Here is a 21,746-nt window from a genome sequence, read left to right on the forward strand (position 1 = left end):
GCCCGTTTCCCCTTCATCCCTCGCTCATGTAATACGTGCGACCGACACCCACAGAAAGGGAGTTCACCTAATGAAAATCAGCCTTATCGCCTTGGCGGCGACTCTCGCCGCCACCACCTTCGCCGTCCCCGCCGTTGCCCAGCCCCGCTCCGATCAGGCGCGCTGGGAGCAGGCGCAGCGGCGCTTCGAAAACGAGCGCTCGATCTACGAGTCGGAGCGCCAGCGCTACGAAGCCGCCCGCCGGCGCTATGGCGGCGGTTACAATAACGGCTACAACAACGCCTACAATAACGGCGGCGCCGCGGGCGCCGGCGCCTATCGCGACGATTACAGCCAGTATCAGACCGATTACGACGCGACCCAATATTATCGCGACGATCCGCGCTACCAGGAGCGCGTGCTGACCGCGAACGACCAGGTCTATCGCGGCTCGGACGGCCGCTATTACTGCCGCCGCAACGACGGCACGACCGGCCTGATCATCGGCGGCGCCGGCGGCGCCCTGTTCGGCAACATGGTCGATGGCGGCCACAACCGCGTCGGCGGCACCCTGATCGGCGGCGCGCTCGGCGCCCTGCTCGGCCGCTCGATCGACCAGAACAGCCAGCCGGTCCGCTGCCGCTGAGCCCTGGGTATGCTCACTCGCCGGCCTGGGCGCGCGCTCAGGCCGGCACCGGCTCCGCGGTCGAGGGCATCGCCTGCCCGAGCGCCTCGACGAAGGCGCGGCGCCAGGCCTGCACGTCGTCGCGCCTGACCCCCTCGATCAGCTGCTCCCAGCGCCGGGCGCGCTCGCGCCTCGGCATGTCGAGCGCCTTGCGGATGGCGTCGGAAATCTCGTCCTTGCTGTACGGGTTGACCAGCAATGCCTCGCTCATCTGGTGCGCGGCCCCGGCGAAGCGCGAGAGGATGAGGACTCCCGGATCGTCCGGGTCCTGCGAGGCGACATATTCCTTGGCGACGAGGTTCATCCCGTCGCGAAGCGGAGTGACCAGGCCGATGTCCGCGGCGCGGTAGAAGCCCGAAAGGGCCGCGCGGGGATAGCCCTGGTTGACGTAGCGGATCGGCACCCAGTCGACATGGGCGAACTCGCCGTTGATCCGCCCGGACAGCTCGTCGAGCTCGGCGCGGATGTGCGAATAGGTGTGGACCTCGCCACGCGAGGGCGGAGCGATCTGCAGCAGCGAGACCCGCCCGCGCATATCCTCATGCTCCTCGAGGAACCGGCGATAGCCCTCGAAGCGCTCGGCGATGCCCTTGGAGTAATCGAGCCGGTCGACTCCGATGATCACCTTCTTGCCCTCGGCGCTTCGCCGCAGGGTCTCGTAGGCGTTGCGCGCGTCGGCGGCGGCGAGCGGCTCGTCGAACTCGGCGACGTCGATGCCGATGGGGAAGGCCGCGGCGCGCGTGACGCGGTCGCCGACCCGGATCGTCCCGTCCGCCTCCACCGTCCCGCCGAGCTCGCGCTCGATATAGTGATGAAAGCTCTCCAGCCACTCCTCGGTCTGGAAGCCGATCAGGTCGTAGGCGAGCATCGAGCGGACGAGCCGCTGGTGATAGGGCAGCGAGACCATCAGCCGGTGCGGCGGCCAGGGGATGTGAAGGAAGAAGCCGATCCGGTTCTTCACCCCGCGCTGGCGCAATTGCTGGCCGAGCGGCACGAGGTGGTAATCGTGGACCCAGACGAGGTCGTCGGGCTCGATCAATGGGGTCACCGTCTCGGCGAAGCGCTCGTTGACCCGCTCGTAGCCCGCGCCGAAGCTGCGGTCGTACTCGGCAAGGTCGATGCGGTAGTGGAACAGCGGCCACAAGGTGCGGTTGGCGTAGCCGTTATAATATTCGTCGACGTCCTGCTCCTGAAGGTCGATCGTCGCCGTCGTCACGCCGTGCCGGCGCTGAAGATCGATATGGCCGGTGAACTCGTCGGTCTTCTCGCCCGACCAGCCGAACCAGATGCCGCGCGATTCCCTCAGCGCCGCCTCGAGGGCCGGAGCGAGTCCGCCCTGCGCCCCGCTTCCATCCCTGCCCTTCGGCACCGATACGCGATTGGAAATGACGATCAACCTGGTCATCTATCGGACAGAGCTCCACGGCCGGGACAGGAGCCCGGCGCAATTGATCAGCCCAACAAGCGAATAAGTCTGCGGATAGTTGCCCCACAATTCGCCCGTTTCGAAGTCCGTATCTTCAGAGAGGAGACCGGCCGGCGTCAGGCGTTCGAGCATCTTCTCGTAGAGCGCGCGGGCCTCGTCGGTCCGGCCGACTAGATGGAGGGCCTCGATCAGCCAGAAGGTACAGAAGTTGAAGGCCGTTTCGGGCAGCCCGAAATCGTCCTCGTCGGCGTAGCGGAGCATGTGCTCGCCGCGCCTCAGGCCCTTCTCGACCGCGTTGAAGGTGGCGAGGAAGCGCGGGTCGCCGGGCTCGAGGAAGCGCATGTCGACCAGCTGGAGCAGGCTGGCGTCCAGCTCGTCGCCGCCGAAGGTCGCGGCGAAGCGCTTCTCACCCTCGTGCCAGGCGCGCTGCTCGATCGTCGCGCGCACCTTGTCGGCCCGCTGCCGCCAGACCCGGGCGCGCGCCTTCTCACCGAGCACCGCGGCGATGTTCGCCAGCCGGTCGCAGGCGGCCCAGCTCATTACCGCGCTGTAGGTGTGGACGCTGGTGCGCGTGCGGAATTCCCACAGCCCCGCATCGGGCTTGTCGTGCATCCTCCACGCGCGCTCGCCGACCTTCTCGAGGGCGGCGAAATCGTCGCCCGTCGCGGGGCGAAAGAGGCGCCGGTCGAAGAAGGCCTGGGCATTGGAAAGGACGATCTGGCCGTAGGCGTCGTGCTGGACCTGGGTGTAGGCCGCGTTGCCGACCCGCACCGGCCCCATGCCGCGATAGCCGGCCAGGCTATCGGCGGCGCCCTCCTCAAGCCTCGGCTCGCCCGACACGGCATAGAGCGGCTGGACTTCGCCGTGCTCGGCCTGGTCGACGATGTTCCTGAGGTAGGAGAGATAATTCTCCAGCACGTCGAGCGCGCCGAGCCGGTTGAGCGCCTGGACGGTGTAATAGGCGTCGCGGATCCAGCAGTAGCGATAGTCCCAGTTGCGGCCCGAATTGGCGGCCTCCGGGATCGACGTGGTCATCGCCGCGACGATCGCCCCGGTCTCCTCGTGCTGGCAGAGCTTGAGCGTGATCGCCGCGCGGATGACGACCTCCTGCCACTCGAGCGGGATGGCGAGCCCGCGCACCCATGCCTGCCAGTGATCGACCGTCTGGTGGAGCATCCCGGCGAGCGTCTCGCGCACGTTGCCGACGAACGGCTCGTCCGGGCCGAGGAAGAAGTGGAGCGATTCCTCGAGCCGGAAGCTGCGGCCTTCGAGCAAATGGATCACCGGGGCGTCGGTGGTGAGGCGAAGCGGCTGGGGCTCCGTGAGGAAACGAATGTGGTTGGTGCCGCTGGTGCGCTGCGCCGGGCGGGCGCCCCACCCCGCGGCGGGATGAAGGGCGACCTTGATCCGGGGCACTCCGACCAGCGGCCGCACGATCCGAATGAAGGCCACGGGGCGGTACATCCGGCCGCGCCGTTCGAGCCTGGGGCAGAAATCGTAGACGTCGGCCACGCCGCCATTGGCGTCGGTCAAACGGGTCACGAGCACGGGCGTGTTCTTGAGGTAGCGCTGGGTGGCGGAAACCTGGTCGTCGAGCTCTATGCGCCATTCGCCAGGCGTCCCCGCCGGGTCGAGCAGCGAGCAGAACAAGGGATCGCCGTCGACTCGGGGCTGGCAGGCCCAGACGAACCCGGCGGCGGCGTCGATCAGCGCGCTGACCTGGCAATTGCCGATCGGCCAGAGATCGAGAGTCCTCATGCCGCCTCCAGCCAGCGGCGCACCGCAGCGACCGACGCCAGGCGGAACCGCGCCGCGGTTTGGCGCGGGGGCCCGACCAGGATGCCCACGCCGCCAAGGTCGGCGGCGGCCTCGAAACCGTGCTCGTCCGTCAGATCGTCTCCCACGAACCAAGGACGCGCACCGGCGAAGCGTTGTTCCGTCATGAACGCGCGCAGGGCATCGCCCTTGGTCGCTCCCAGCGTGCGAAGCTCGATCACCATCGAGCCGCGCTGGACCGAAAAGCCGTGCCTTTCGGCCAGATCCTCCATGAACCCCTGGACATGCTCCTCAGCGTCGGGAGCGAGGCGATAATGGAGCGCGATTCCGGCGGGCTTTTCCTCCGCGATGAGGCCTGGAATCTCCGCGGCGAAGCGGCGCACCTCGTCGTTCACGTTATCGAGGCCGATCGGCACGCTGAGCGGAACGCGCGCTCCGTCGGCGAGCCTGAGCTCGAGTCCGTGGGACCCCGAAAAGGCGATGCCCGACGCCGGCAAGTGCCGATCGAGGTCGGCGAGAGACCGCCCGCTGACGATCGCAAGCCGCCCGCGCAGGCGCTGTCGCAGTTGCTCCAGCAACGGGGCGAGCCCAGCGGGCACGCGAATCGAATCCGGCGTATCGGCGAGATCGACGAGGGTCCCGTCGAAATCGAGGAACAAGGCGGCGTTCTCGGGCAAAGCGGGGGGCGGCTCAAGCTCCGGCATGGGGCTCCCGTTGGCAAGGCGCGCAGCAAAGCTCAAGCGCGGAGTCCACTCCGTGACAGCATTTCGGCTGCATAACAAAGCTGTTTCCACGAGCCGGCGTTTAGGCCATACTCCTGCGGGCGCGAGCGGCGCTCCAGACGACGGCCAACGCTCCAACACGCCGCTCCTTTTGGGGGATTTTTCAAATGGAAGACACACGCGGCACTCTTTCCCGGCGTAACATGCTGATCGCGGGCGGGGGCGCGGTCGCTGCTCTCGGGGCGTCGATCGCCCTTCCATCGGGCGCGACGGCCAGTCCACGCGCTCGCACCCAATCGAGCACTCAGCGCCGTCTCTCCGGCGCGCGGCCGCTGGCCAGCGCGGGCCATGACGAATGGGCGGCGCAGGTCGGCTCGACCTTCGCCGTCGCCGGAGCCCAGGGACTGACCCTCGCCCAAGTGCGGCCGCTCGAATCCTCCGGCCGGCGCCCCGCCGGAGCGCGCGACCGCGCCTTTCTCGCGGAGTTCGAAATCGTCGGGCGCGGTCGGATCGCCGGGGACCAGACCTATATGGTCAGCCACCCCGAGTCTGGCCCGTTCCAGATGTTCCTGACGGCCGCCGGCGACGCGCGAAATCCGGGCCGGATGCACGCGGTCTTCAACTGAGCCTATGACCTTCAGCCTGCGGCGCGCGGCCACGCTCGGCGTGACCGCGCGCCCAATGACCGACGAAGACTTGCCGTTCGTCGCTGCGCTTTATCGTTCGGTACGCGCCGCGGAGCTGGCGATGAGCGGCTGGCCCGAGGAAATGCAGGCCGCCTTCTTCGATCAGCAGCACCGCGCCCAGCACCACCATTATCGCACCCATTATCCGGACGCGGCCTGGCTGATCCTCGAGCGCGGCGGCGAGCCGATCGGCCGGCTCTACTTCCATGAAACGCCATCGGACCTTCACCTGATCGACATATCGCTGGCGGAGACTTGCCGCGGCGCCGGCATCGGCCGGGCGATCATGAGCGACCTGATCGAGCGCGCCGGCGGGGAAGCGGGCAAATCGATGTCGCTGTTCGTCGAGCCGAACAATCGGGCGCGGCGCCTCTATCTCCGCCTCGGCTTCGTCGGCGAGGGCAATGCGGGCGCCTATGAAGCGATGCGCTGGCGCGCCGGCGGGGCTTAGGACGGATCGACATTCCATTTCATCGTCATTCCCGCGAAAGCGGGAATCCAGCTTCTTCAATCGCCTGGGAGAAGAAACAAGCTGGACCCCCGCTTTCGCGGGGTGACGAGCAAGGGGAATATTCGAAGCTAAACAAGCGAATTACGCTGAATGTCGATGCGCCCTAGAAGAACACCGCCTCGTAGCGGGTACAGCTCTGGTCACGGGCAATGGGGACGACGAAGATCTCGTAGCGATCGCGGGCAATCTCGAACGGAAATATCCCCTGCGCCAATACCGGATCGAGCGGCCCGATGAATTCCAGGCGAAAGCCGCCCCCGATGCGCGACGAGCCCGGCAGCTCCTGCGCGGCGTCCAGCCGCATCTCCAGCCGATGGCCGCGCACGGGCACCGCGAAGGTCTTGCCGACGCGGGGCGCGAAGTCGCCAACGGTGATCGGACGTTCCACTTCCATCATCGCAGCACCTCGTCCGGATCGACGCCCCATATGTCGGTGGAGCGGATGTAGCCCGCGCGGCCATGGACGTCGAGCCGGCACCAGCCTGAAGCGCAGTGCGAGATGCGGCCGACCACCCCGGGTTCGGCCCGATAGCGGACCGGCGAGCCTTCATCGGGCGATTCGTGCAATGGCCGCGGACCGTCACCCCTGACGAGCGCGGTTCGGCGGTCGGCGAGCATCACCGCCGACATCCAGCCGGTCGTTCCGTCCGGATCCTGAATTTTGCGCCAGCTTTCGTATACCTCGATCACCCGGATCGGCAGATCGGCGCGCCGATACTCCCAGGTGGCGGGGTAATTCTGGCTCGGCCCGGTGCGCATCATCGCCCGCCCCGAAGCGATCGAGGCCCAATAAGGCGTCGCACGCTGCTGTTGCGCCGCCGCCGCCCCGGCGACCAGGCTCGCCGCAAGCAGCAACAACGCCAGGCCGCGCTTGATCATCCTCACGCCGTCCACTCAGTCGCCGGTCTGGATGCGCTCGACGAGCTGCTTCACCGTGGGCACGAAGCCGTTCGAGTAGAACGGGTCCTGCCTGAAGCGGAAGGCGGAGTGGCCGGCGAACATCAGATTGTTCTCGGTCGGCCCGCCGTGAGCGATGTCCTGCAGCGTCTTCTGAATGCAGAAGCTGCGCGGATCGGCGAGACGGCCAGTGGTATTCTTCTCGTTGTCGGCCCAGGAGGAGAAGCCGCACTGCGAAAGGCAGCCCATGCAGTCCGCCTGATCCTTGCGGATGTCGTGCTTCTCCTCGGGCGTGACGAAGACCAGCGTCTCGTCCGGAGTCTTGAGCGCCTCGGTGAACCCTTGCGCGTACCAGGTGCGGGCATGATTGAGATCGCCCTTGGTCACCCAGTAATTCTTCTTGCCCATCACCCCGACGTCGAGCTGGAAGGCGTGATCGCCGAGCGGCTCCTTGGTGAAGGCGATCTGGCGATGCGAACGCGCCTCGAGATTGCGCAGGAACGGGTTGCGGACGGCCGAGCTGTAGAAGCCGGTCGGCGAGAAGCGGTGGAGCAGGATGTCGCCTTCCTCGAGCGTCATCAGCCGCTCCTTCCACGCCTCCGGGATCGGGCTCTCCTTGGTCAACAGCGGCCTGGTGCCGAACTGGAAGGCGATCTGGCCGAGCTCCGGATTGTCGATCCAATTCTCCCATTCCTTGAGGTTCCACACGCCGCCGGCCATCACGATCGGCGTCGAATCGGGAATTCCGCCCTCGCGCATGGTCTGCCGAAGCGCCGCGACCCGCGGATAGGGATCCTGCGGCTGCAGCGGATCCTCGGCGTTGGAGAGGCCGTTATGCCCTCCGGCGAGCCAGGGATCCTCGTAGACGACCGCCGACAGCCATTCCGCCGCCTTCGAATAAGCGCGCTTCCACAGTGCCGAGAAGGCGCGCGCCGAGCTGATGATCGGCAAATAGGAGACGCCGTAGGACGCGGCGATCTCGCTCAGCTTGTAGGGCATCCCGGCGCCGCAGGTGACGCCGGAGACGAGGCCCTTGGTCCGTTCGAGCACCCCGTGGAGCACGCGCTGTGCGCCGCCCATCTCCCAAAGCACGTTGATGTTGATCGCGCCGCGGCCCGACGCGATCTCGTAGGCGCGCTGCACCTGCGCGACGGCGCCGTCGATCGCATATTGGATCAGCTCTTCGTGGCGCTCGCGGCGGGTCAGCGCGTGGTAGATCTGGGGAATGATCCGGCCTTCGGGATCGTAGCTGTCGGCGTTGACCGCAGAGACGGTGCCGATGCCTCCCGCCGCCGCCCACGCGCCCGAGCTCATGCCGTTGGTCGCCGAAACGCCTTTGCCGCCCTCGATCAGGGGCAGCACTTCGCGGCCCGCATAGAGGATCGGTTTGATACCCTTGAACATCGTTCCTCCGGAGACCCTGTTGCCCAGCCTATAGGCTGGGACGCGCGAAAAGTCATGTATTCGCGGCGAATGCGCCGGGGCGGCCGATAGCGGCGCCGTAAAGCTCTGCATAGGCCGCGATCATTGTCCGCTCGTCGTAGAGGCGCGCGGCCTTTTCCCGGTTGGCCGCGCCGATCGCCTTCCTGAGGTGCGGCTGCTCCGCCAGGCTTGCGAGCGCGGCGGCGAAGCCGGCTTCATCCTCGGCCTCGACGATCAGCGGCGCATTGTCCTCCGAAACCATCGCGCGCACGTCGCCGACCGCGGTCGCCACCACCGGCAGCCCTGCGGCCATCGCCTCGACCAGCGAGATCGGGAATTGCTCGCTGTGCGAGGAGAGGGCGAAGATGTCGAAATGCCCGATCCATTGCGCGGGATCGGCAAGGAAGCCGGGCATCAGCACCCGGGCGGCCACGCCGGCCCCGCGCGCCGCGTCGGCGATCCGCTCGCTCTCCGGCCCCTCGCCGACGATAACCAGCCGGGCGGTCGATTTCCCCATCGCCGCGAAGCAGCGCACCAGCCGGGGCAGATTCTTGACTGCCCGAAGCCCCGCGACCGTTCCGATCACGACCTCGTTTTTGACGGATTTGAGGCCGGGAATCGCCTGCGTCGGCGCGAGCGCGTAGCGCGCCACGTCGATCCCGTTCGGGATTCGCACCGGCACAATGCCCCATTCGGATCGCGAGATCTTCTCGAGCCGCGCCGAGGGAACGACCAACCGGTAGGCCGCGCCGAGCCCGGTCCGGCGGTAGAGGTTGCGGCTTGGCTTCAGCCGCTCGCGCTCGTCCTCGTTGAACCCGTCCTCGTGATGGACCAGCGGTGGGCCGCCAAAAAGGCGTTTCGCCATCACCGCGTCGAACGCGCCCCAATTGTAGCTCAGCACCAGATCGAACCGGCGCATGTAGCGCGCCAGCCGCCAGAGCCTGAGCGGCGCGGGCGGCCCGGTGAGCGACGGCGCGTCGGCGGGAAACGCGACCTTGATGCCCCGATCGATCGCACCCCGCGCGCCGAGCCGATCCGGCATGGCGCTCAGCACGACATGCTCGGCCGCATCGCCGAACGCGTTCATCAGCCGAACCGCGCGCGCCTCCTTGCCGCCGAGCGAAAAGGTCGAATGGCAGTGGAGGATGCGCAGGACCATGGGGCCTTATCGCGTCATTTCTTGCGCGCTGCGACCCGCTTCAGCAGCCGGTCGATGGCCTCGATGGCCTCGGGCTCGTCCAGCGTCGGCGCGTGTCCGACATGGGGAATTGTAACGCTCTCGAGGCTCGGAACCTCGGCTTTCATGCGCTCCACCGTCTCCGCGCTGAGCAAGTCCGAAATCTCGCCATGGACGACCAGCGAGGGAATACCCTCGAGCGCGCGAAAGGCGGGCCAGAGGTCGAACCCCGCTTCACCCTGCGGCAGCTTGAACGGCTCGGCGATGCGCATGTCGTAATCGAGCACGATCCGGCCCGACTGGGTCAGCCTGGCGAGCCTCTTGGCGTAGCGGAGCCACTGATCGATCGTCCAGTCCGGATAGCGATCGCCCTGCGCCTCGGCGATCGCCCGCGCCGCGTGGAGCCAGGTCGGCCAGTTCTGCGAGCGGCCGACATAGGAGCGGATATGCTCGAGTCCGCGAGTCTCCATCACCGGCCCGATGTCGTTGAGCAACGCCCCGGCGATGCGATCCCGGCCCGAGGCGGCGAGCAGCATCGTCATGAGCCCGCCGAGCGAGGTGCCGAACAGGACGAAGCGGCCGAGCTTCAGCTCCGCGATCAGCGCCTCGATGTCCTGGAGGTAGGTCAGCGGCACATAGGACATCGGGTCCTTGGCGTAGGCGCTTTCGCCCCGGCCCCTGAGCTCGACGCAGATCACCCGGCACTTTCCGGCGAGGCGCTCGGCAACCCCTTCGAAGTCGCGCGCGTTTCGGGTCAGGCCCGGAATGCAAAGGATCGGGGGGCGGCTCGCCGGGCCTGCATAATCGCGGTAGTGCAGCCTCAGGCCATCGTTCGACAACCAATAGCCATCGGACCATAAGACCATGCGTTTACCCCTGTCGCCCGCTTTCCCTATCGTCTGATGGCGGCGCTTCCGCAACCCGCCCCCGCCATCCTCGAGCTCGGTGGCGATTTCTACGATCCGGTCGAGCCGGCGGATTTTCCGCAGACGATCCTGCGCTTCCGCAACGACCGCGCCGCGGCGACGATCGGGCTGGATGGACTGAACGACGCGGAGTGGATTCGCCACTTCGGACGCTTCACGCCCCTTCCGGACAACCTCCCGGAGCCGTTGGCGCTCAGATATCACGGCCATCAATTCCGCGTGTACAATCCCGATATCGGCGACGGGCGCGGCTTCCTGTTCGCGCAGCTGCGGGACGGCGACGGACGGCTGCTGGATCTCGGAACCAAGGGCTCGGGCCAGACGCCCTACAGCCGCTTCGGCGACGGCCGGCTGACCCTGAAAGGCGGCGTGCGCGAGTTGCTCGCCACCGAGATGGTGGAAGCGCTCGGAGTCGACACTTCCAGGACCTTCTCGCTGATCGAAACCGGCGAGCCGCTGGAGCGGGGCGACGAGCCCTCCCCGACCCGCTCGGCCGTCCTCGTCCGCCTCCAGCACAGCCACATCCGCATCGGCACCTTCCAGCGTTTGGCAACGCTCGGCGAGGCGGACAATCTGCGCAAGCTCACCGCTTATTGCCTGCGCCATTACTACGCCGACGACAGCGGCGACCCCGCCATGCTGCTCGGTCATGTGACGGTCCAGGCCGCCCGCCTCGCCGCCTCCTACATCGCCGCCGGTTTCGTCCACGGCGTGCTCAATTCGGACAATATCGCGATCACCGCGCAGAGCTTCGATTACGGCCCGTGGCGCTGGACGCCCTACTGGGACGGCCACTTCACCGCCGCCTATTTCGATCATGCCGGCCTCTACAGCTTCGGCCGCCAGCCCGAGGCGATCCACTGGGACCTCGTCCAGCTCGCGCGGTCCCTGCGCGAGATCGAGGAGGCCGCGCCTCTGACGGCAGCGCTGGAGCGCTTCCCGGACCTGTTCCAGCACGCGCTGCGCGACGCCCTGTTCGCCAGGCTCGGCCTGCTCCCGGGCGCGCTCGACGAGGATATGAAGCTCGTCGTGGCGATCGAGGAGGCGCTGGCGAGGAAGACGGTGACCATCGACCGCTTCTTCTTCGACTGGCGCGGCGGACGCGCGCCGGAGGACGGCTATGAAGGCTTCGACGACCTCGCGGCCCTGATCGCCCGCCGCGAGTCCGCGCCCGGTGCGCGCGACCATCCCTATTGGTCCGATCCCAAGCCCTGCGCGATGCATATCGACGAAGTCGAGGCGATCTGGTCGGCGATCGACGAGCGCGACGATTGGGCGCCACTCCACGCCAAGATCGCCGCCATTCGCCGCATGGGCGAGGCGCTAAATGCAAATGCTTGAAAAATCCGCGCGTCCCGGCATGAGAGTCCGGCAATGGCCAGCCTGACCTCGATCGAACCCGCGACCGGCGCAACGCTCTGGACGGGCGAGGCGGGAGACGTCGAGGCCGAGGTCGCCGCCGCGCGCGCCGCCTGGGCCGGCTGGGCCTCGCGCCCGCTCGCTTACCGCATCGAGACTCTGCGGCGCTTCGTGAACATCGCGCGGGGGAAGCTTGAGCCCTTCGCCGACATTATCGCCCGGGAGACCGGAAAGCCGCTCTGGGAGGCGCGGACCGAGGTCGAGGCGGTGGTCGCCAAGGTCGACATCTCGGTCTCGGCCTATGCCGAGCGGACCGCGCAGCGCCGGCTCGAAGGGGCGATGGGGACCCGCGTCGCGGTGCGCCACAAGCCGCACGGCGTGCTCGCGGTGCTCGGCCCCTACAATTTCCCGGCGCACCTGCCCAATGGCCACATCGTCCCGGCGCTGATCGCCGGTAACGCGATCGTCTTCAAGCCGAGCGAGAAGACTCCGGCGGTCGGCGAATATCTGGCCGGGCTCTATCACGAGGCGGGCGTGCCCGAAGGCGTGGTCCGCCTCGTCCAGGGCGGTGCCGAGACGGGCCGGGCGCTCGCCGCCCACCCGGGCATAGACGGGCTGCTCTTCACCGGATCGGCCCGCGCCGGTCTCGCGCTCAGCCGCCAGTTCGCCGACATGCCGAACAAGATCCTGGCGCTGGAGATGGGAGGCAACAACCCGCTCGTGGTCTGGGAGGCGCGCGACATCCACGCCGCCGCGGCGATGGCCGTCCAATCGGCCTTCATGAGCGCGGGCCAGCGCTGCACCGCGGCGAGGCGCCTGATCGTCCAGGACGGGCGCCATGAGGAGCTGGTCGAAACGATCCTCGGCCTGATCGACCGGGTGATCGTCGATCATCCCCACGCCACGCCCGCGCCATTCATGGGCCCGGTAATCGACAACCAGGCGGCCGACCATCTCCAGGAGGCGTTCCTCGACCTGATGGGCAAGGGCGGCCGCGCGCACCGCCGCCTCGACCGGCGCGACGACACCAAGCCCTTCCTCACGCCGGCCTTGATCGACGTGACCGAGGTCCAGCGGCGCAGCGACGAGGAGCTGTTCGGGCCGGTCCTCCAGATCGTCCGGGTGCCCGATTTCGACGCCGCGATCGCCGAGGCCAACGCCACCCGCTACGGCCTTTCCGCCTCGCTGATCGGCGGAGCGCCGGAGCTTTACGACCGCTTCTGGGCGAACGTCCGCGCCGGGGTGATCAACTGGAACAAGCCGACCAACGGCGCGCCCTCCAACGCCCCGTTCGGCGGCATCGGCCTTTCCGGCAACCACCGCCCGAGCGCCTATTACGCGGCGGATTATTGCGCCTATCCGGTGACCAGCTCGGAGGCCGAGGCGCCGCGCGCCACGATCGGCATCGGGCTGGCGGACCCGAAGGCCGCGCGGGCGGAGAATCTGGAGGGGTAAAATCCTCCCCTCGATTTCGAGGGGAGGGGGACCGCACGAAGTGCGGTGGAGGGGGCTTCTTGCGACGAGAGAGCCCCTCCACCATGCTTCGCATGGTCCCCCTCCCCTGCAAATGCAGGGGAGGATTCAGGCTAATCCACCAGCCTTCTTGCCGCGTAGGTATATTCCAGCGCCAGGCGCCGCGCGGTCTCCTGCAAATTGGCCGCCGCGGCGTGGCCGCCCTCCATGTTCTCGTAATAATAATAAGGCTGGCCGAGCGCGGCGAGGCGGGCGGCCGCCTTGCGGCCGTGCCCCGGATGGACCCGGTCGTCGGCGGTCGAGGTCTCGATCAGCGGCATCGGATAGTCGCGCCCTGCGGTGAGGTGCTGGTAGGGCGAATAGGGCGCGATCCAGGCCCTTTGCTCGGGAATGCGCGGATCGCCATATTCGCCGATCCACGACGCGCCCGCGCCCATCAGGTGGAAGCGAAGCATGTCGAACAACGGCACCTGGATGATCGCCGCGCGGAACAGCTCGGGCCGCTGGGTGATCGCCGTGCCGACGAGCAGGCCGCCCTGGCTCCCTCCGACCAGGCCGAGCCGGCGCGCGCTGGTGACCCGGCGCCGGATCAAATCCTCGGCGACCGCGATATAATCGTCCCAGGTGCGCTGCTTGTGCTCGCCCTGAGCGCTCTGGTGCCAATCGGGGCCGAACTCGCCGCCGCCGCGCAGGTTTGCGACGACATAGGCGTTGCCCTGCTCGAGCCACAGCCGTCCCATCGTCCCCGAATAAGCGGGCAGCTGCGAGGACTGGAAGCCGCCATAGCCGTAGAGCAGGGTCGGCGTGGTCCCGTCCATCGCCATGTTTCGCGGACGGATCAGGAAATAGGGGACCCGAGTCCCGTCGCGCGAGACGGCCTCGAGCTGGTCGACGATATGGTTGGAGGCATCGAACCGTGCGGGCGTCGACTTGATCCGCTCCAGCGTCCCGCTCGCGCCGTCGAAATACCAGAGCGAGGTGGGCGAGAGATAGTCGGTGACGCTGAGCAGCGCCTCGTCGCTATGGTCGGCCGCGCTCGTCAGGCTGATCGTCGCGTTGGCCGGCAGTCGCAGCTCCTGAGCGCGCCAGCGGCGGCCAACATAATCGAGCGCGAACGCCCGGCCGCGGACATTGTCGAGCACGCCGAGGATGAGCTTGCCCCGGGTGGTGGCGATCCCGCCCAGCGTCTGCCGCGGGCCCGGCGCCCAGATCAGGGTCGGCCGGGCGCGAAGCGGGTCGCGCTCCCAGGCGGCCAGATCGTAGGAGACGAGCGAATCCGCCGCGAAACGGCGCCCTGGGCCGAAATCCCACGGCTCGTCAGTGCTGACCAGAAGCCGCCCGTCGACCATCCCGGCGATCGAGGCGCGGCGCGGAATCGGCACGGTCAACGGGCCGCCCGGACGGAACAGGACATATTCGCGGTGGAAGAAATCGATTCCGCGATAGGCGCCGATGCCGTGCACGACGCCCTCGGCGTCGCGAAGCACGAAGGGGGCGACGCGCACGTCCTCCGCCGTGCCGCGATAAACCTCCTCCGCCTCGGCCAGCGCCTGCCCCCGGCGCAGTCTCTTGACCACGAAGGGGTAGCCGGACGCGGTCATCGTCCCCGGCCCCCATTCGCGGGCGACGAGCAACGTATCGCGGTCCTCCCAGGAGATGATCTGCTTGCCTTCGGGCAGGGAGAATCCACCCTCGACGAAGCGGCCGTCGCGCAGATCGAACTCGCGGACGTAATGGGCGTCGCGGCCGCCGTCCGAAAGGTAGAGCAGGCAGCGCCGCTCCTCGGGGCCGAGGCAGAGCATGCCCTGATAGACCCAGGATTTGGCTTCGGCCCGCGCCAGCGCGTCGAGATCGAGAACGGTCTCCCATTCGGGCGAATCGGTGCGGAAGCTGGCGAGGGTGGTGCGCCTCAGCAGGCCGCGGACATGATCGGAATCCTGCCAGAAATTGTAGAGCCCGTCCGGGCGGATGGTGACTCCCGGGATGCGGTCGCGCGCCTCGAGGATTTCGAGCGCCCGATCGTAGTAAAGCTGGTAGCGCGGATCGCTCTGGAGCGCGCCGAGAGTCCGTGTGTTTTCGCCGCGCGCCCAGGCAAGCGCGCGCTGCCCCTGGATTTCCTCGAGCCAGGTGAAGGGATCGTCGGCGGGAGGCGAGTCCTGCGCGATTGCGGCTCCGGTCACCGCCAGCAACCCTGCCAGGAGCCATGCACGAACGCCCACAGACTCCTCCCCCTCACGATTTTCAGCCGCGGATCTCCGGCAGATAGTCGGCATCGGCATGGTCGGAGAAGCGTGTGATCTTCGCTTCGAACTTCAGCCTCACCTTGCCCGTCGCGCCATGCCGCTGCTTGGCCACGATCATCTCGGCGAGGCCGTAGGCCCGCTGCATATCCTCCTGCCATTTCTGAAGGTCGGGATGATCGTCGGCCGGCTGCTTGGCGGCCAGATAATATTCCTCGCGATAGACGAACCAGACCATGTCGGCGTCCTGCTCGATCGAGCCGGATTCGCGAAGGTCGGAAAGCTGCGGGCGCTTGTCCTCGCGCTGCTCGACGGCGCGGCTCAGCTGCGAAAGCGCCAGCACCGGCACGCCAAGTTCCTTGGCGAGCGTCTTGAGGCCGCGGCTGATTTCCGAAATCTCGTTGACGCGGTTGTCGTTGCTGCTCTTGCCGGTGCCTTGGAGAAGCTGGAGATAGTCGACCACGACGAGGCCGATGCCGCGCTGGCGCTTCATCCGCCGCGCGCGCGTGCGAAGCGCGGCGATGGTCAGGCCCGGCGTGTCGTCGATGTAGAGCGGCAGAGTCTCCAGCTCGGCCGCGGCCCGGGCGAGGTTGCGGAAATCGTGCTGGCTGATCTTGCCCATGCGCAGCGCTTCCGAGCTGATTCCGCTATTTTCGGCGAGGATACGCGTGGCGAGCTGGTCGGCCGACATTTCGAGGCTGAAGAAGGCGACTCCGGCGCCGGCCGATTTCTCGGGCGCGATGCCGTCCTCCATGTCCTGGAGGTAGCGGCGCGCGGTATTGAAGGCGATGTTCGTCGCAAGCGCGGTCTTGCCCATGCCCGGGCGGCCGGCGAGAATGACGAGATCGGAATGATGGAGACCGCCGGTCTTGGCGTTGATGGTCTCGAGGCCGGTGGTGATGCCGGAAAGGCCGCCCCCGGTGTTCAGCGCCTTCTCCGCCATCTGCACGGCCATGCGGGTGGCGACCGCGAAGGTCTTGACCGAGCCCTCCCCGCCGCCTTCCTCCGCGACTCGGTAGAGTGCGGCCTCGGCCTCCTCGATCTGGCCCTTGGGCTCGACCTCCTCGGACGTGTCGAGGGCTCTTTCGACCATCTCGCGGCCGACGCCGACCAGGGCGCGCAGCAAAGCGAGGTCATAAATCTGCTCGGCGAAGTCGCGCGCGCCGATGATCGCCGCGCCGCTCCCGGTCAGTTGGGCGAGATAGGAGGGGCCGCCCAGCTCCTTCATTTCCTCGTCGGCTTCGAACAGGGGACGGAGCGTGACGGGCGAGGCGATCATGTTGCGATCGAGCAGGCGAAGGATCTGCTCGTAGATTCGCCCGTGCAGCGGCTCGAAGAAATGCTCGGGACGGAGCTTGAGCTGAATATCCTCGGCCAGCCGGTTGTCGATCATCAGCGCGCCGAGCAGGGCGGCCTCGGCCTCGACATTGTGAGGCAGGGATTGGGCCGCGGGCGGCGCGGTGTCGTTTACGGGCAGCGGATGGATCATGAGGGAATCTCTGGACCGATAAGCCCGGCCTCACAACCCGCATTAACTCTGTGGAATCGATGTGGATAAGGCCGCGATCGGCTTCACCGTCATTCCCGCGGAAGCGGGAATCCACCTTTTCTTCTTCGCGTCCTTCGCGGCTTCGCGTGAAAAAATGAGATCGGGCTCACGCGAAGGCGCGAAGAATTGAAGGAAGCTGGATCCCCGCTTTCGCGGGGATGACGACTGGCGAGGAACAGCGGCCCCGGCTAACACTCTCTTATGGCCGATCCCCGCATCATCGACATCCAGCTCGACGAGCGCTCGATCCTCAAGCGCAACGCCGACATCGAGCAGGAGCGGCGGATCGCCATTTTCGACTTGCTCGAGAACAATCGCTTCGATGTCACCGGCCATGACGGCCCGTTTCGCGTCACGCTTAGGGTCGAGGAAGGGCGGCTCGCCATTGAGCTGGAGGGCGCAGCCGGGCCGATCGCGCCGATCCGAATGAGCCTGGGCCGCTTCCGCCGCCCGATCCGCGACTATTTCCAGATCTGCGATTCCTATTTCCGAGCGGTGCGCAATGACGGGGCCAAGGGGATCGAAGCGATCGACATGGCCCGCCGCGCGCTCCACAACGAAGGCGCCGAGCTGCTGAAGGAATGCCTCGCGGACAAGGTCGACGTGGATTTCGACACCGCCCGGCGCCTCTTCACCCTGATCTGCGTCCTCCACATCAAGCAGCCGGCGGCGGCCTTCGGCGGCCACGTGGCGCACGCCGGATGAAGCGCGCGCGCTGGCGCGAAGGCCATTGACGCGCCTCCACCGCGCCCGCATCGACAGGGCATGAGCATCCTTTCCGACAAATGGATTCGCGAGCGGGCCCAGGCCCACGGCATGATCGAGCCGTTCGTCGAATCGCAGCGGCGCGAGGGCTGCATCTCCTACGGCCTTTCCTCCTACGGCTACGACGCTCGCGTCGCCGACGAGTTCAAGATCTTCACCAATGTCGACAGCGCCGTGGTCGACCCCAAGAATTTCGACGCGAACAGCTTCGTCGACCGCAAGACCGATTGCTGCATCATCCCGCCCAACAGCTTCGCGCTTGCCCGGACGGTCGAATATTTCCGGGTGCCGCGCGACGTGCTCGTCATCTGCCTCGGCAAATCGACCTATGCGCGCTGCGGGATCATCGTCAACGTGACCCCGCTGGAGCCCGGCTGGGAAGGCCACGTGACGCTCGAATTCTCGAACACGACGCCGCTCCCGGCCAAGGTCTACGCCAATGAGGGCGCCTGCCAGTTCCTGTTCCTCAAGGGCAACGAGCCCTGCGAGACGAGCTACGCCGACCGCGCCGGCAAATATATGGGGCAGCGCGGCGTCACGCTGCCCAAGCTGTAGGACTCTGAAGAGTTCCGGAAATCCACAATATGCGCTCATCCTGAGGAGGGACTGGGCCTGGCGAAGGCCCGTCTCGAAGGATCCTTCGAGACGCCATTTCGACAAGCTCAATGGCTCCTCAGGATGAGCGGGAGGGAATTCCGAGTGCTTCCGCCTATTTCGGCGCGAGCAGCGCGCGGGCCTCGTGGATCAGGTGGACCCAGTCGGAGAAGGCCTTCGCCAATCCGACGACCAGCTCCTTGAGCGGCCCCTCCACGAGGCAGCCGCTTTCATCGAAGCTGCCGTCGCTGACGTGCCCCAGATAAGCCTCGGGATGCTGCATCACCGGCATGTTGAGGAACACGCAGGCCTGCCTGAGCTGGTGGTTGGCGCCGAAGCCGCCGATGCTCCCCGGCGAGGCGCTGACGATCGCCGCCGGCTTCCGGTTCCAGACGCTGGCGCCATAGGGCCGCGAGCCGACGTCGATCGCGTTTTTGAGCACGCCCGGAACGCCGCGATTATATTCGGGCGTGACGAAGAGGATTCCGTCCGCGGCGCGGATCTCGTCGCGGAAACGCGTATAGGCGGCCGGCTGCTCGCCCGAATCGTAATCCTGGTCGTAGAGCGGCAGATCGCCGATCTCGACGATGTCGCAGTCGAGCCGGTCGCCGGCGAAGGCGCAGAGCGAGCGCGCCACTCTGCGGTTGATCGAGGCGCGCCTCAGGCTGCCGACGACGATCGCGATCTTGTAGCGGGCCATCGACGCTCCTCTTTTGCGGCAGCCCCCCGCGCTCCCGCCCTAGCCCCCGTCGGCCTTGGCTTCAATGCGGTCCTTGTCCCTTTGCTCGATCCGATGCGAGATCCAGCGCATCGTCATGCCGAGGATCGAGGCGATCATTCCGCCGATCAGGCAGGCGAACAGCAAAGGCTGCTCGGACGCGCTTTTCCACGCGACGATCCCGAGCAGAACGACGCTGAGGGACGAAACGAGATAGCCGAGGCCCTTGAAGGTTGAAGCTGCGCGCATGCGGAAGCAAAAACGCGAAATGGACTTCGGTTCCTAGCGCCGCCCTTGGTGGCGGATATTGCCCGGGCGACCGCGGCGTCCCTGCTGCCTTTTGCCGCCCCGCTCTTCGCGCGGCTTCGGCGCCCGGCCGGCGCCGCGCGGGGCGTCGGGAAGCTCGAAGCGCAACGCCCCGCTCACCGGATCGGCCTCGGCGAGTCGAAGAGTCAGGCGCTGGCCCAGCGCATAGGTCTCGCCGCTCTCGTCGCCGGCCAGGGTCTGGCTTGCCTCGTCGTAGCGGAAATATTCGCGGCCGAGCGTCGCCGCCGGCACCAGGCCATCGCCGCCCAGCTCCTCGACCGTCGCGAAGAAGCCGAACGGCTGAACGCCCGTGATCCGGCATTTGACCAGCGCGCCGACCTGCTCGGAAAGGTAAGCGGCGACGTAGCGGTCCATCGTCTCGCGCTCGGCCACCATCGCCCGGCGCTCGAGGTTGGAGATGAGCTCGCCGATCACGTCCATCGACGTCGCCTCCTCGTCGGTCAGCCCCCCTTCTCCGAGCCGGTAGGCGCGGACGAGGGCGCGGTGGACGACGAGGTCGGCATAGCGCCGGATCGGCGAGGTGAAATGGGCGTAGGAGCCGAGCGCGAGCCCGAAATGGCCGTGATTGTGCGGGCCGTAATAGGCCTGCGTCTGGGTGCGCAGGATCTGCTCCATGATCTGGGGAAGGATGGGGGATTCCTGGTCCTCCCCGGAACGGGGAGGGGGACCGCTCGCGGAGCGGGTGGTGGCGGGGCCGGTGCGCCGGCTCGCTTCGCTCGCGACCCCTCCACCAGCTGCGCTGGTTCCCCTCCCCGTTCCGGGGAGGATTTTTGCCTCTCGAACCCGCTCGATGATGTGGTTGAACGTCGCCGGCCGCACGACCTGGCCGAGCGCGAACTCGATGCCGAAGGTCTTGAGGTAGTCGCGCAGGGCAACCAGCTTCTCGCGGCTCGGCGGCTCGTGGACGCGGTACATGACGCCGGCCTTCTTCGCCTCCAGCGCCTTGGCCGCGGCGACGTTGGCGGCGATCATGTAATCCTCGATCAATTTGTGCGCATCGAGCCGCTCGCGCGGAGCGACCGAGAGGATCCGCCCCTTCTCGTCGAGCGTCACCCGGCGCTCGGGCAGGTCGAGCTCGAGCGGGGCGCGCTTGACCCGCGCCGCGTAGAGCGCCCGCCAGCAATCCCAGAGCGGGCGCAGCTGGTCGAGGATCGTACCCTCGATCTCGGGCATCGAGCACGGCGAGGAGGAGACTTCGACCGGCTCGTCCGAGTCGATCGCCGCCTGCGCGTCCTCATAGGCGATGTTGGCCGCGATTCGCACCCGCGCCCGGCTGAACCGCCAGCTCTTGAGCGCGCCCGCCTTGGTCACCTGAAGATGGCAGACGAGCGCCGCCCGGTCCTCGCCTTGTTTCAGCGAGCAGACCTCGGCGGAAAGAATCTCGGGCAGCATCGGCACCACCCGGTCCGGGAAGTAGACGCTGTTGCCGCGCTTCCTCGCCTCCTTGTCGAGCGCCGAGCCGGGGCGGACGTAGAAGCTGACGTCGGCGATGGCGACGATCGCCTTCCAGCCGCCGGCATTGGCGGGATCGTCGTCGCTCGCCGCCCAGACCGCGTCGTCATGGTCGCGCGCGTCGGCCGGATCGATCGCGACGATCGGAATGTGGGTCAGGTCCTCACGCAAATCCTCCCCGGAACGGGGAGGGGGACCGCCGAAGGCGGTGGTGGGGTCGGAGGCGGTCGGCCCCTCCACCAGCCTGCGGCTGGTCCCCCTCCCCGTTCCGGGGAGGATTGGGAGTTTCGCCACCCGCTCAGCTTCATCGGTGACGGCGTCGGGAAACTCGTGCGGGATGCCGTGCTTGTGGATCGCGATCAGGCTGAAGCTGCGCGGTGCGAACGGGTCGCCGAGGATCGTGTCGACCCGTGCCGCCAGCCGCGGCGGCCGCCCGACCTTCTCGGCCAGCACCAGATCGCCGACCTCAGCCTCTCCCAGGTCGGATATCGGAAGCTCGCGCCGCTCCTTCTTCTCGACCGGCCGCAGCCAATGCCCCTCCCCCTCCTTGTGAACGACTCCGAGCACCAGCTCGCTGCCCTTCAGCAGCTTCTTCATCGGATGCGCGATCCAGCCGTCGCGCCCTTCTTCGTTGCGCGCGAGAATGCGGTCGCCGACGCCGAGCGCCGCGGCCCCGCGCCCCTTGCGCTCCATGACGCGCAGCCGCGGCGGCGGCCCGTCCGCCTCCCAGCGCTCGGGCACCGCGAAGGCGCGCCCCGAATCGTCGATGTCGGCGACTCGAAGCACGGTGACCTTCGGCACCCCACCCATCTTGTGGAAGGCGCGGCCCGGCCCGGCGTCGATCAGCCCCTCGTCGCCCATGTCGCGAAGCAATGCCTTGAGCGCGATCTTCTCATTGCCCTTGAGCCCGAACGCCCGCGCGATCTCGCGCTTGCCCGCCGGGTCTCCGGAGGAGGCGATGAACTCCAGAATCTGCTGGCGGCTGGGAAGGCCGGCCTGTCTCGGTTTGCGTGGCATCTCAATCCGTCATTGCGAGGAGTGTAGCGACGAAGCAATCCAGGA

General features: G+C 67.5%; 20 protein-coding genes and 1 pseudogene. 7 read left to right on the forward strand and 14 right to left on the reverse strand.

Annotated features, from left to right (window positions below):
• Positions 1-70 precede the first annotated feature (70 nt).
• A complete protein-coding gene (locus E6G92_08265; protein ID TMJ19753.1) occupies positions 71-625 on the forward strand; it encodes a glycine zipper 2TM domain-containing protein in 555 nt (184 codons plus the stop codon).
• Positions 626-662: 37 nt separating this feature from the next.
• Here E6G92_08265 and otsA read toward each other — a convergent pair whose 3' ends face one another.
• Genes otsA through otsB form a run of 3 tightly spaced genes read right to left on the reverse strand, consistent with a single transcriptional unit; the run spans position 663 to position 4,570 of the window.
• Entirely contained in the window at positions 663-2,069 is a 1,407-nt protein-coding gene (otsA, locus tag E6G92_08270) for an alpha,alpha-trehalose-phosphate synthase (UDP-forming) (GenBank protein ID TMJ19754.1), read from the reverse strand.
• Positions 2,070-3,848, reverse strand: a complete 1,779-nt coding sequence (locus E6G92_08275) for a glycoside hydrolase family 15 protein (protein TMJ19755.1) — start codon at positions 3,846-3,848, stop codon at positions 2,070-2,072.
• Complete coding sequence (gene otsB / locus E6G92_08280) at positions 3,845-4,570, reverse strand: trehalose-phosphatase (protein TMJ19756.1); 726 nt, start codon at positions 4,568-4,570, stop codon at positions 3,845-3,847. The genes E6G92_08275 and otsB overlap by 4 nt, the downstream gene beginning before the upstream one ends.
• Before the next feature lie 185 nt (positions 4,571-4,755).
• Here otsB and E6G92_08285 point away from each other — a divergent pair, with 185 nt between their 5' ends.
• Both E6G92_08285 and E6G92_08290 read left to right on the forward strand, forming a co-directional pair.
• The gene (locus E6G92_08285; protein ID TMJ19757.1) at positions 4,756-5,214 is read left to right on the forward strand and encodes a hypothetical protein; all 459 of its coding nucleotides are present in this window, start codon (positions 4,756-4,758) and stop codon (positions 5,212-5,214) included.
• Positions 5,215-5,269: 55 nt separating this feature from the next.
• Positions 5,270-5,725 carry a GNAT family N-acetyltransferase gene (locus E6G92_08290; protein ID TMJ20759.1) on the forward strand — a complete coding sequence of 152 codons (456 nt, stop codon included), beginning with the start codon at positions 5,270-5,272 and terminating at the stop codon, positions 5,723-5,725.
• A gap of 163 nt (positions 5,726-5,888) precedes the next feature.
• Here the strand turns inward: E6G92_08290 and E6G92_08295 are convergent, their stop codons facing one another.
• Genes E6G92_08295 through E6G92_08315 form a run of 5 tightly spaced genes read right to left on the reverse strand, consistent with a single transcriptional unit; the run spans position 5,889 to position 10,147 of the window.
• Positions 5,889-6,182: a hypothetical protein gene (locus tag E6G92_08295; GenBank protein TMJ19758.1), complete on the reverse strand. Its 294-nt coding sequence runs from the start codon at positions 6,180-6,182 to the stop codon at positions 5,889-5,891.
• Positions 6,179-6,664, reverse strand: a complete 486-nt coding sequence (locus tag E6G92_08300; protein TMJ19759.1) for a hypothetical protein — start codon at positions 6,662-6,664, stop codon at positions 6,179-6,181. Before E6G92_08300 ends, E6G92_08295 begins: the two co-directional genes overlap by 4 nt.
• Before the next feature lie 15 nt (positions 6,665-6,679).
• A complete protein-coding gene (locus E6G92_08305) occupies positions 6,680-8,086 on the reverse strand; it encodes a nitronate monooxygenase (GenBank protein TMJ19760.1) in 1,407 nt (468 codons plus the stop codon).
• A gap of 52 nt (positions 8,087-8,138) precedes the next feature.
• On the reverse strand, positions 8,139-9,263 hold the full coding sequence (locus E6G92_08310; GenBank protein ID TMJ19761.1) for a glycosyltransferase family 4 protein: 1,125 nt from the start codon (positions 9,261-9,263) through the stop codon (positions 8,139-8,141).
• A 14-nt stretch (positions 9,264-9,277) separates the two neighbouring features.
• Entirely contained in the window at positions 9,278-10,147 is an 870-nt protein-coding gene (locus E6G92_08315) for an alpha/beta hydrolase (GenBank protein ID TMJ19762.1), read from the reverse strand.
• Between the two features lie 36 nt (positions 10,148-10,183).
• Here E6G92_08315 and E6G92_08320 point away from each other — a divergent pair, with 36 nt between their 5' ends.
• On the forward strand, positions 10,184-11,548 hold the full coding sequence (locus E6G92_08320; protein ID TMJ19763.1) for a YdiU family protein: 1,365 nt from the start codon (positions 10,184-10,186) through the stop codon (positions 11,546-11,548).
• 33 nt (positions 11,549-11,581) lie between these two features.
• Entirely contained in the window at positions 11,582-13,021 is a 1,440-nt protein-coding gene (gene astD, locus E6G92_08325; protein TMJ19764.1) for a succinylglutamate-semialdehyde dehydrogenase, read from the forward strand.
• 131 nt (positions 13,022-13,152) lie between these two features.
• On the opposite strand, the gene E6G92_08330 is transcribed toward astD, so the two are convergent.
• Together E6G92_08330 and E6G92_08335 are read right to left on the reverse strand one after the other, a co-directional pair.
• On the reverse strand, positions 13,153-15,312 hold the full coding sequence (locus E6G92_08330) for a S9 family peptidase (protein ID TMJ19765.1): 2,160 nt from the start codon (positions 15,310-15,312) through the stop codon (positions 13,153-13,155).
• Complete coding sequence (locus E6G92_08335; protein TMJ19766.1) at positions 15,281-16,768, reverse strand: replicative DNA helicase; 1,488 nt, start codon at positions 16,766-16,768, stop codon at positions 15,281-15,283. The genes E6G92_08330 and E6G92_08335 overlap by 32 nt, the downstream gene beginning before the upstream one ends.
• A 261-nt stretch (positions 16,769-17,029) precedes the next feature.
• Between E6G92_08335 and E6G92_08340 the strand changes: the two genes are divergently transcribed.
• Together E6G92_08340 and E6G92_08345 are read left to right on the forward strand one after the other, a co-directional pair.
• The gene (locus E6G92_08340) at positions 17,030-17,533 is read left to right on the forward strand and encodes a UPF0262 family protein (protein ID TMJ19767.1); all 504 of its coding nucleotides are present in this window, start codon (positions 17,030-17,032) and stop codon (positions 17,531-17,533) included.
• 60 nt (positions 17,534-17,593) lie between these two features.
• The gene (locus tag E6G92_08345; protein TMJ19768.1) at positions 17,594-18,148 is read left to right on the forward strand and encodes a dCTP deaminase; all 555 of its coding nucleotides are present in this window, start codon (positions 17,594-17,596) and stop codon (positions 18,146-18,148) included.
• A gap of 154 nt (positions 18,149-18,302) precedes the next feature.
• Here E6G92_08345 and E6G92_08350 read toward each other — a convergent pair whose 3' ends face one another.
• The 4 genes and pseudogenes from E6G92_08350 to E6G92_08365 form a co-directional block, all read right to left on the reverse strand.
• Positions 18,303-18,887 (reverse strand): NAD(P)H-dependent oxidoreductase, encoded by a 585-nt coding sequence (locus E6G92_08350; protein ID TMJ19769.1) that lies wholly within the window; start codon positions 18,885-18,887, stop codon positions 18,303-18,305.
• A gap of 39 nt (positions 18,888-18,926) precedes the next feature.
• Entirely contained in the window at positions 18,927-19,154 is a 228-nt protein-coding gene (locus tag E6G92_08355; protein TMJ19770.1) for a hypothetical protein, read from the reverse strand.
• A gap of 33 nt (positions 19,155-19,187) precedes the next feature.
• Positions 19,188-19,847, reverse strand: a complete 660-nt coding sequence (locus tag E6G92_08360; GenBank protein ID TMJ20760.1) for an RNB domain-containing ribonuclease — start codon at positions 19,845-19,847, stop codon at positions 19,188-19,190.
• A gap of 156 nt (positions 19,848-20,003) precedes the next feature.
• Positions 20,004-21,701, reverse strand: a pseudogene (locus E6G92_08365) (RNB domain-containing ribonuclease).
• Between the last annotated feature and the right edge of the window lie 45 nt (positions 21,702-21,746).

Source organism: Alphaproteobacteria bacterium, assembly GCA_005883305.1.
GTDB lineage: Bacteria > Pseudomonadota > Alphaproteobacteria > Sphingomonadales > Sphingomonadaceae > Allosphingosinicella.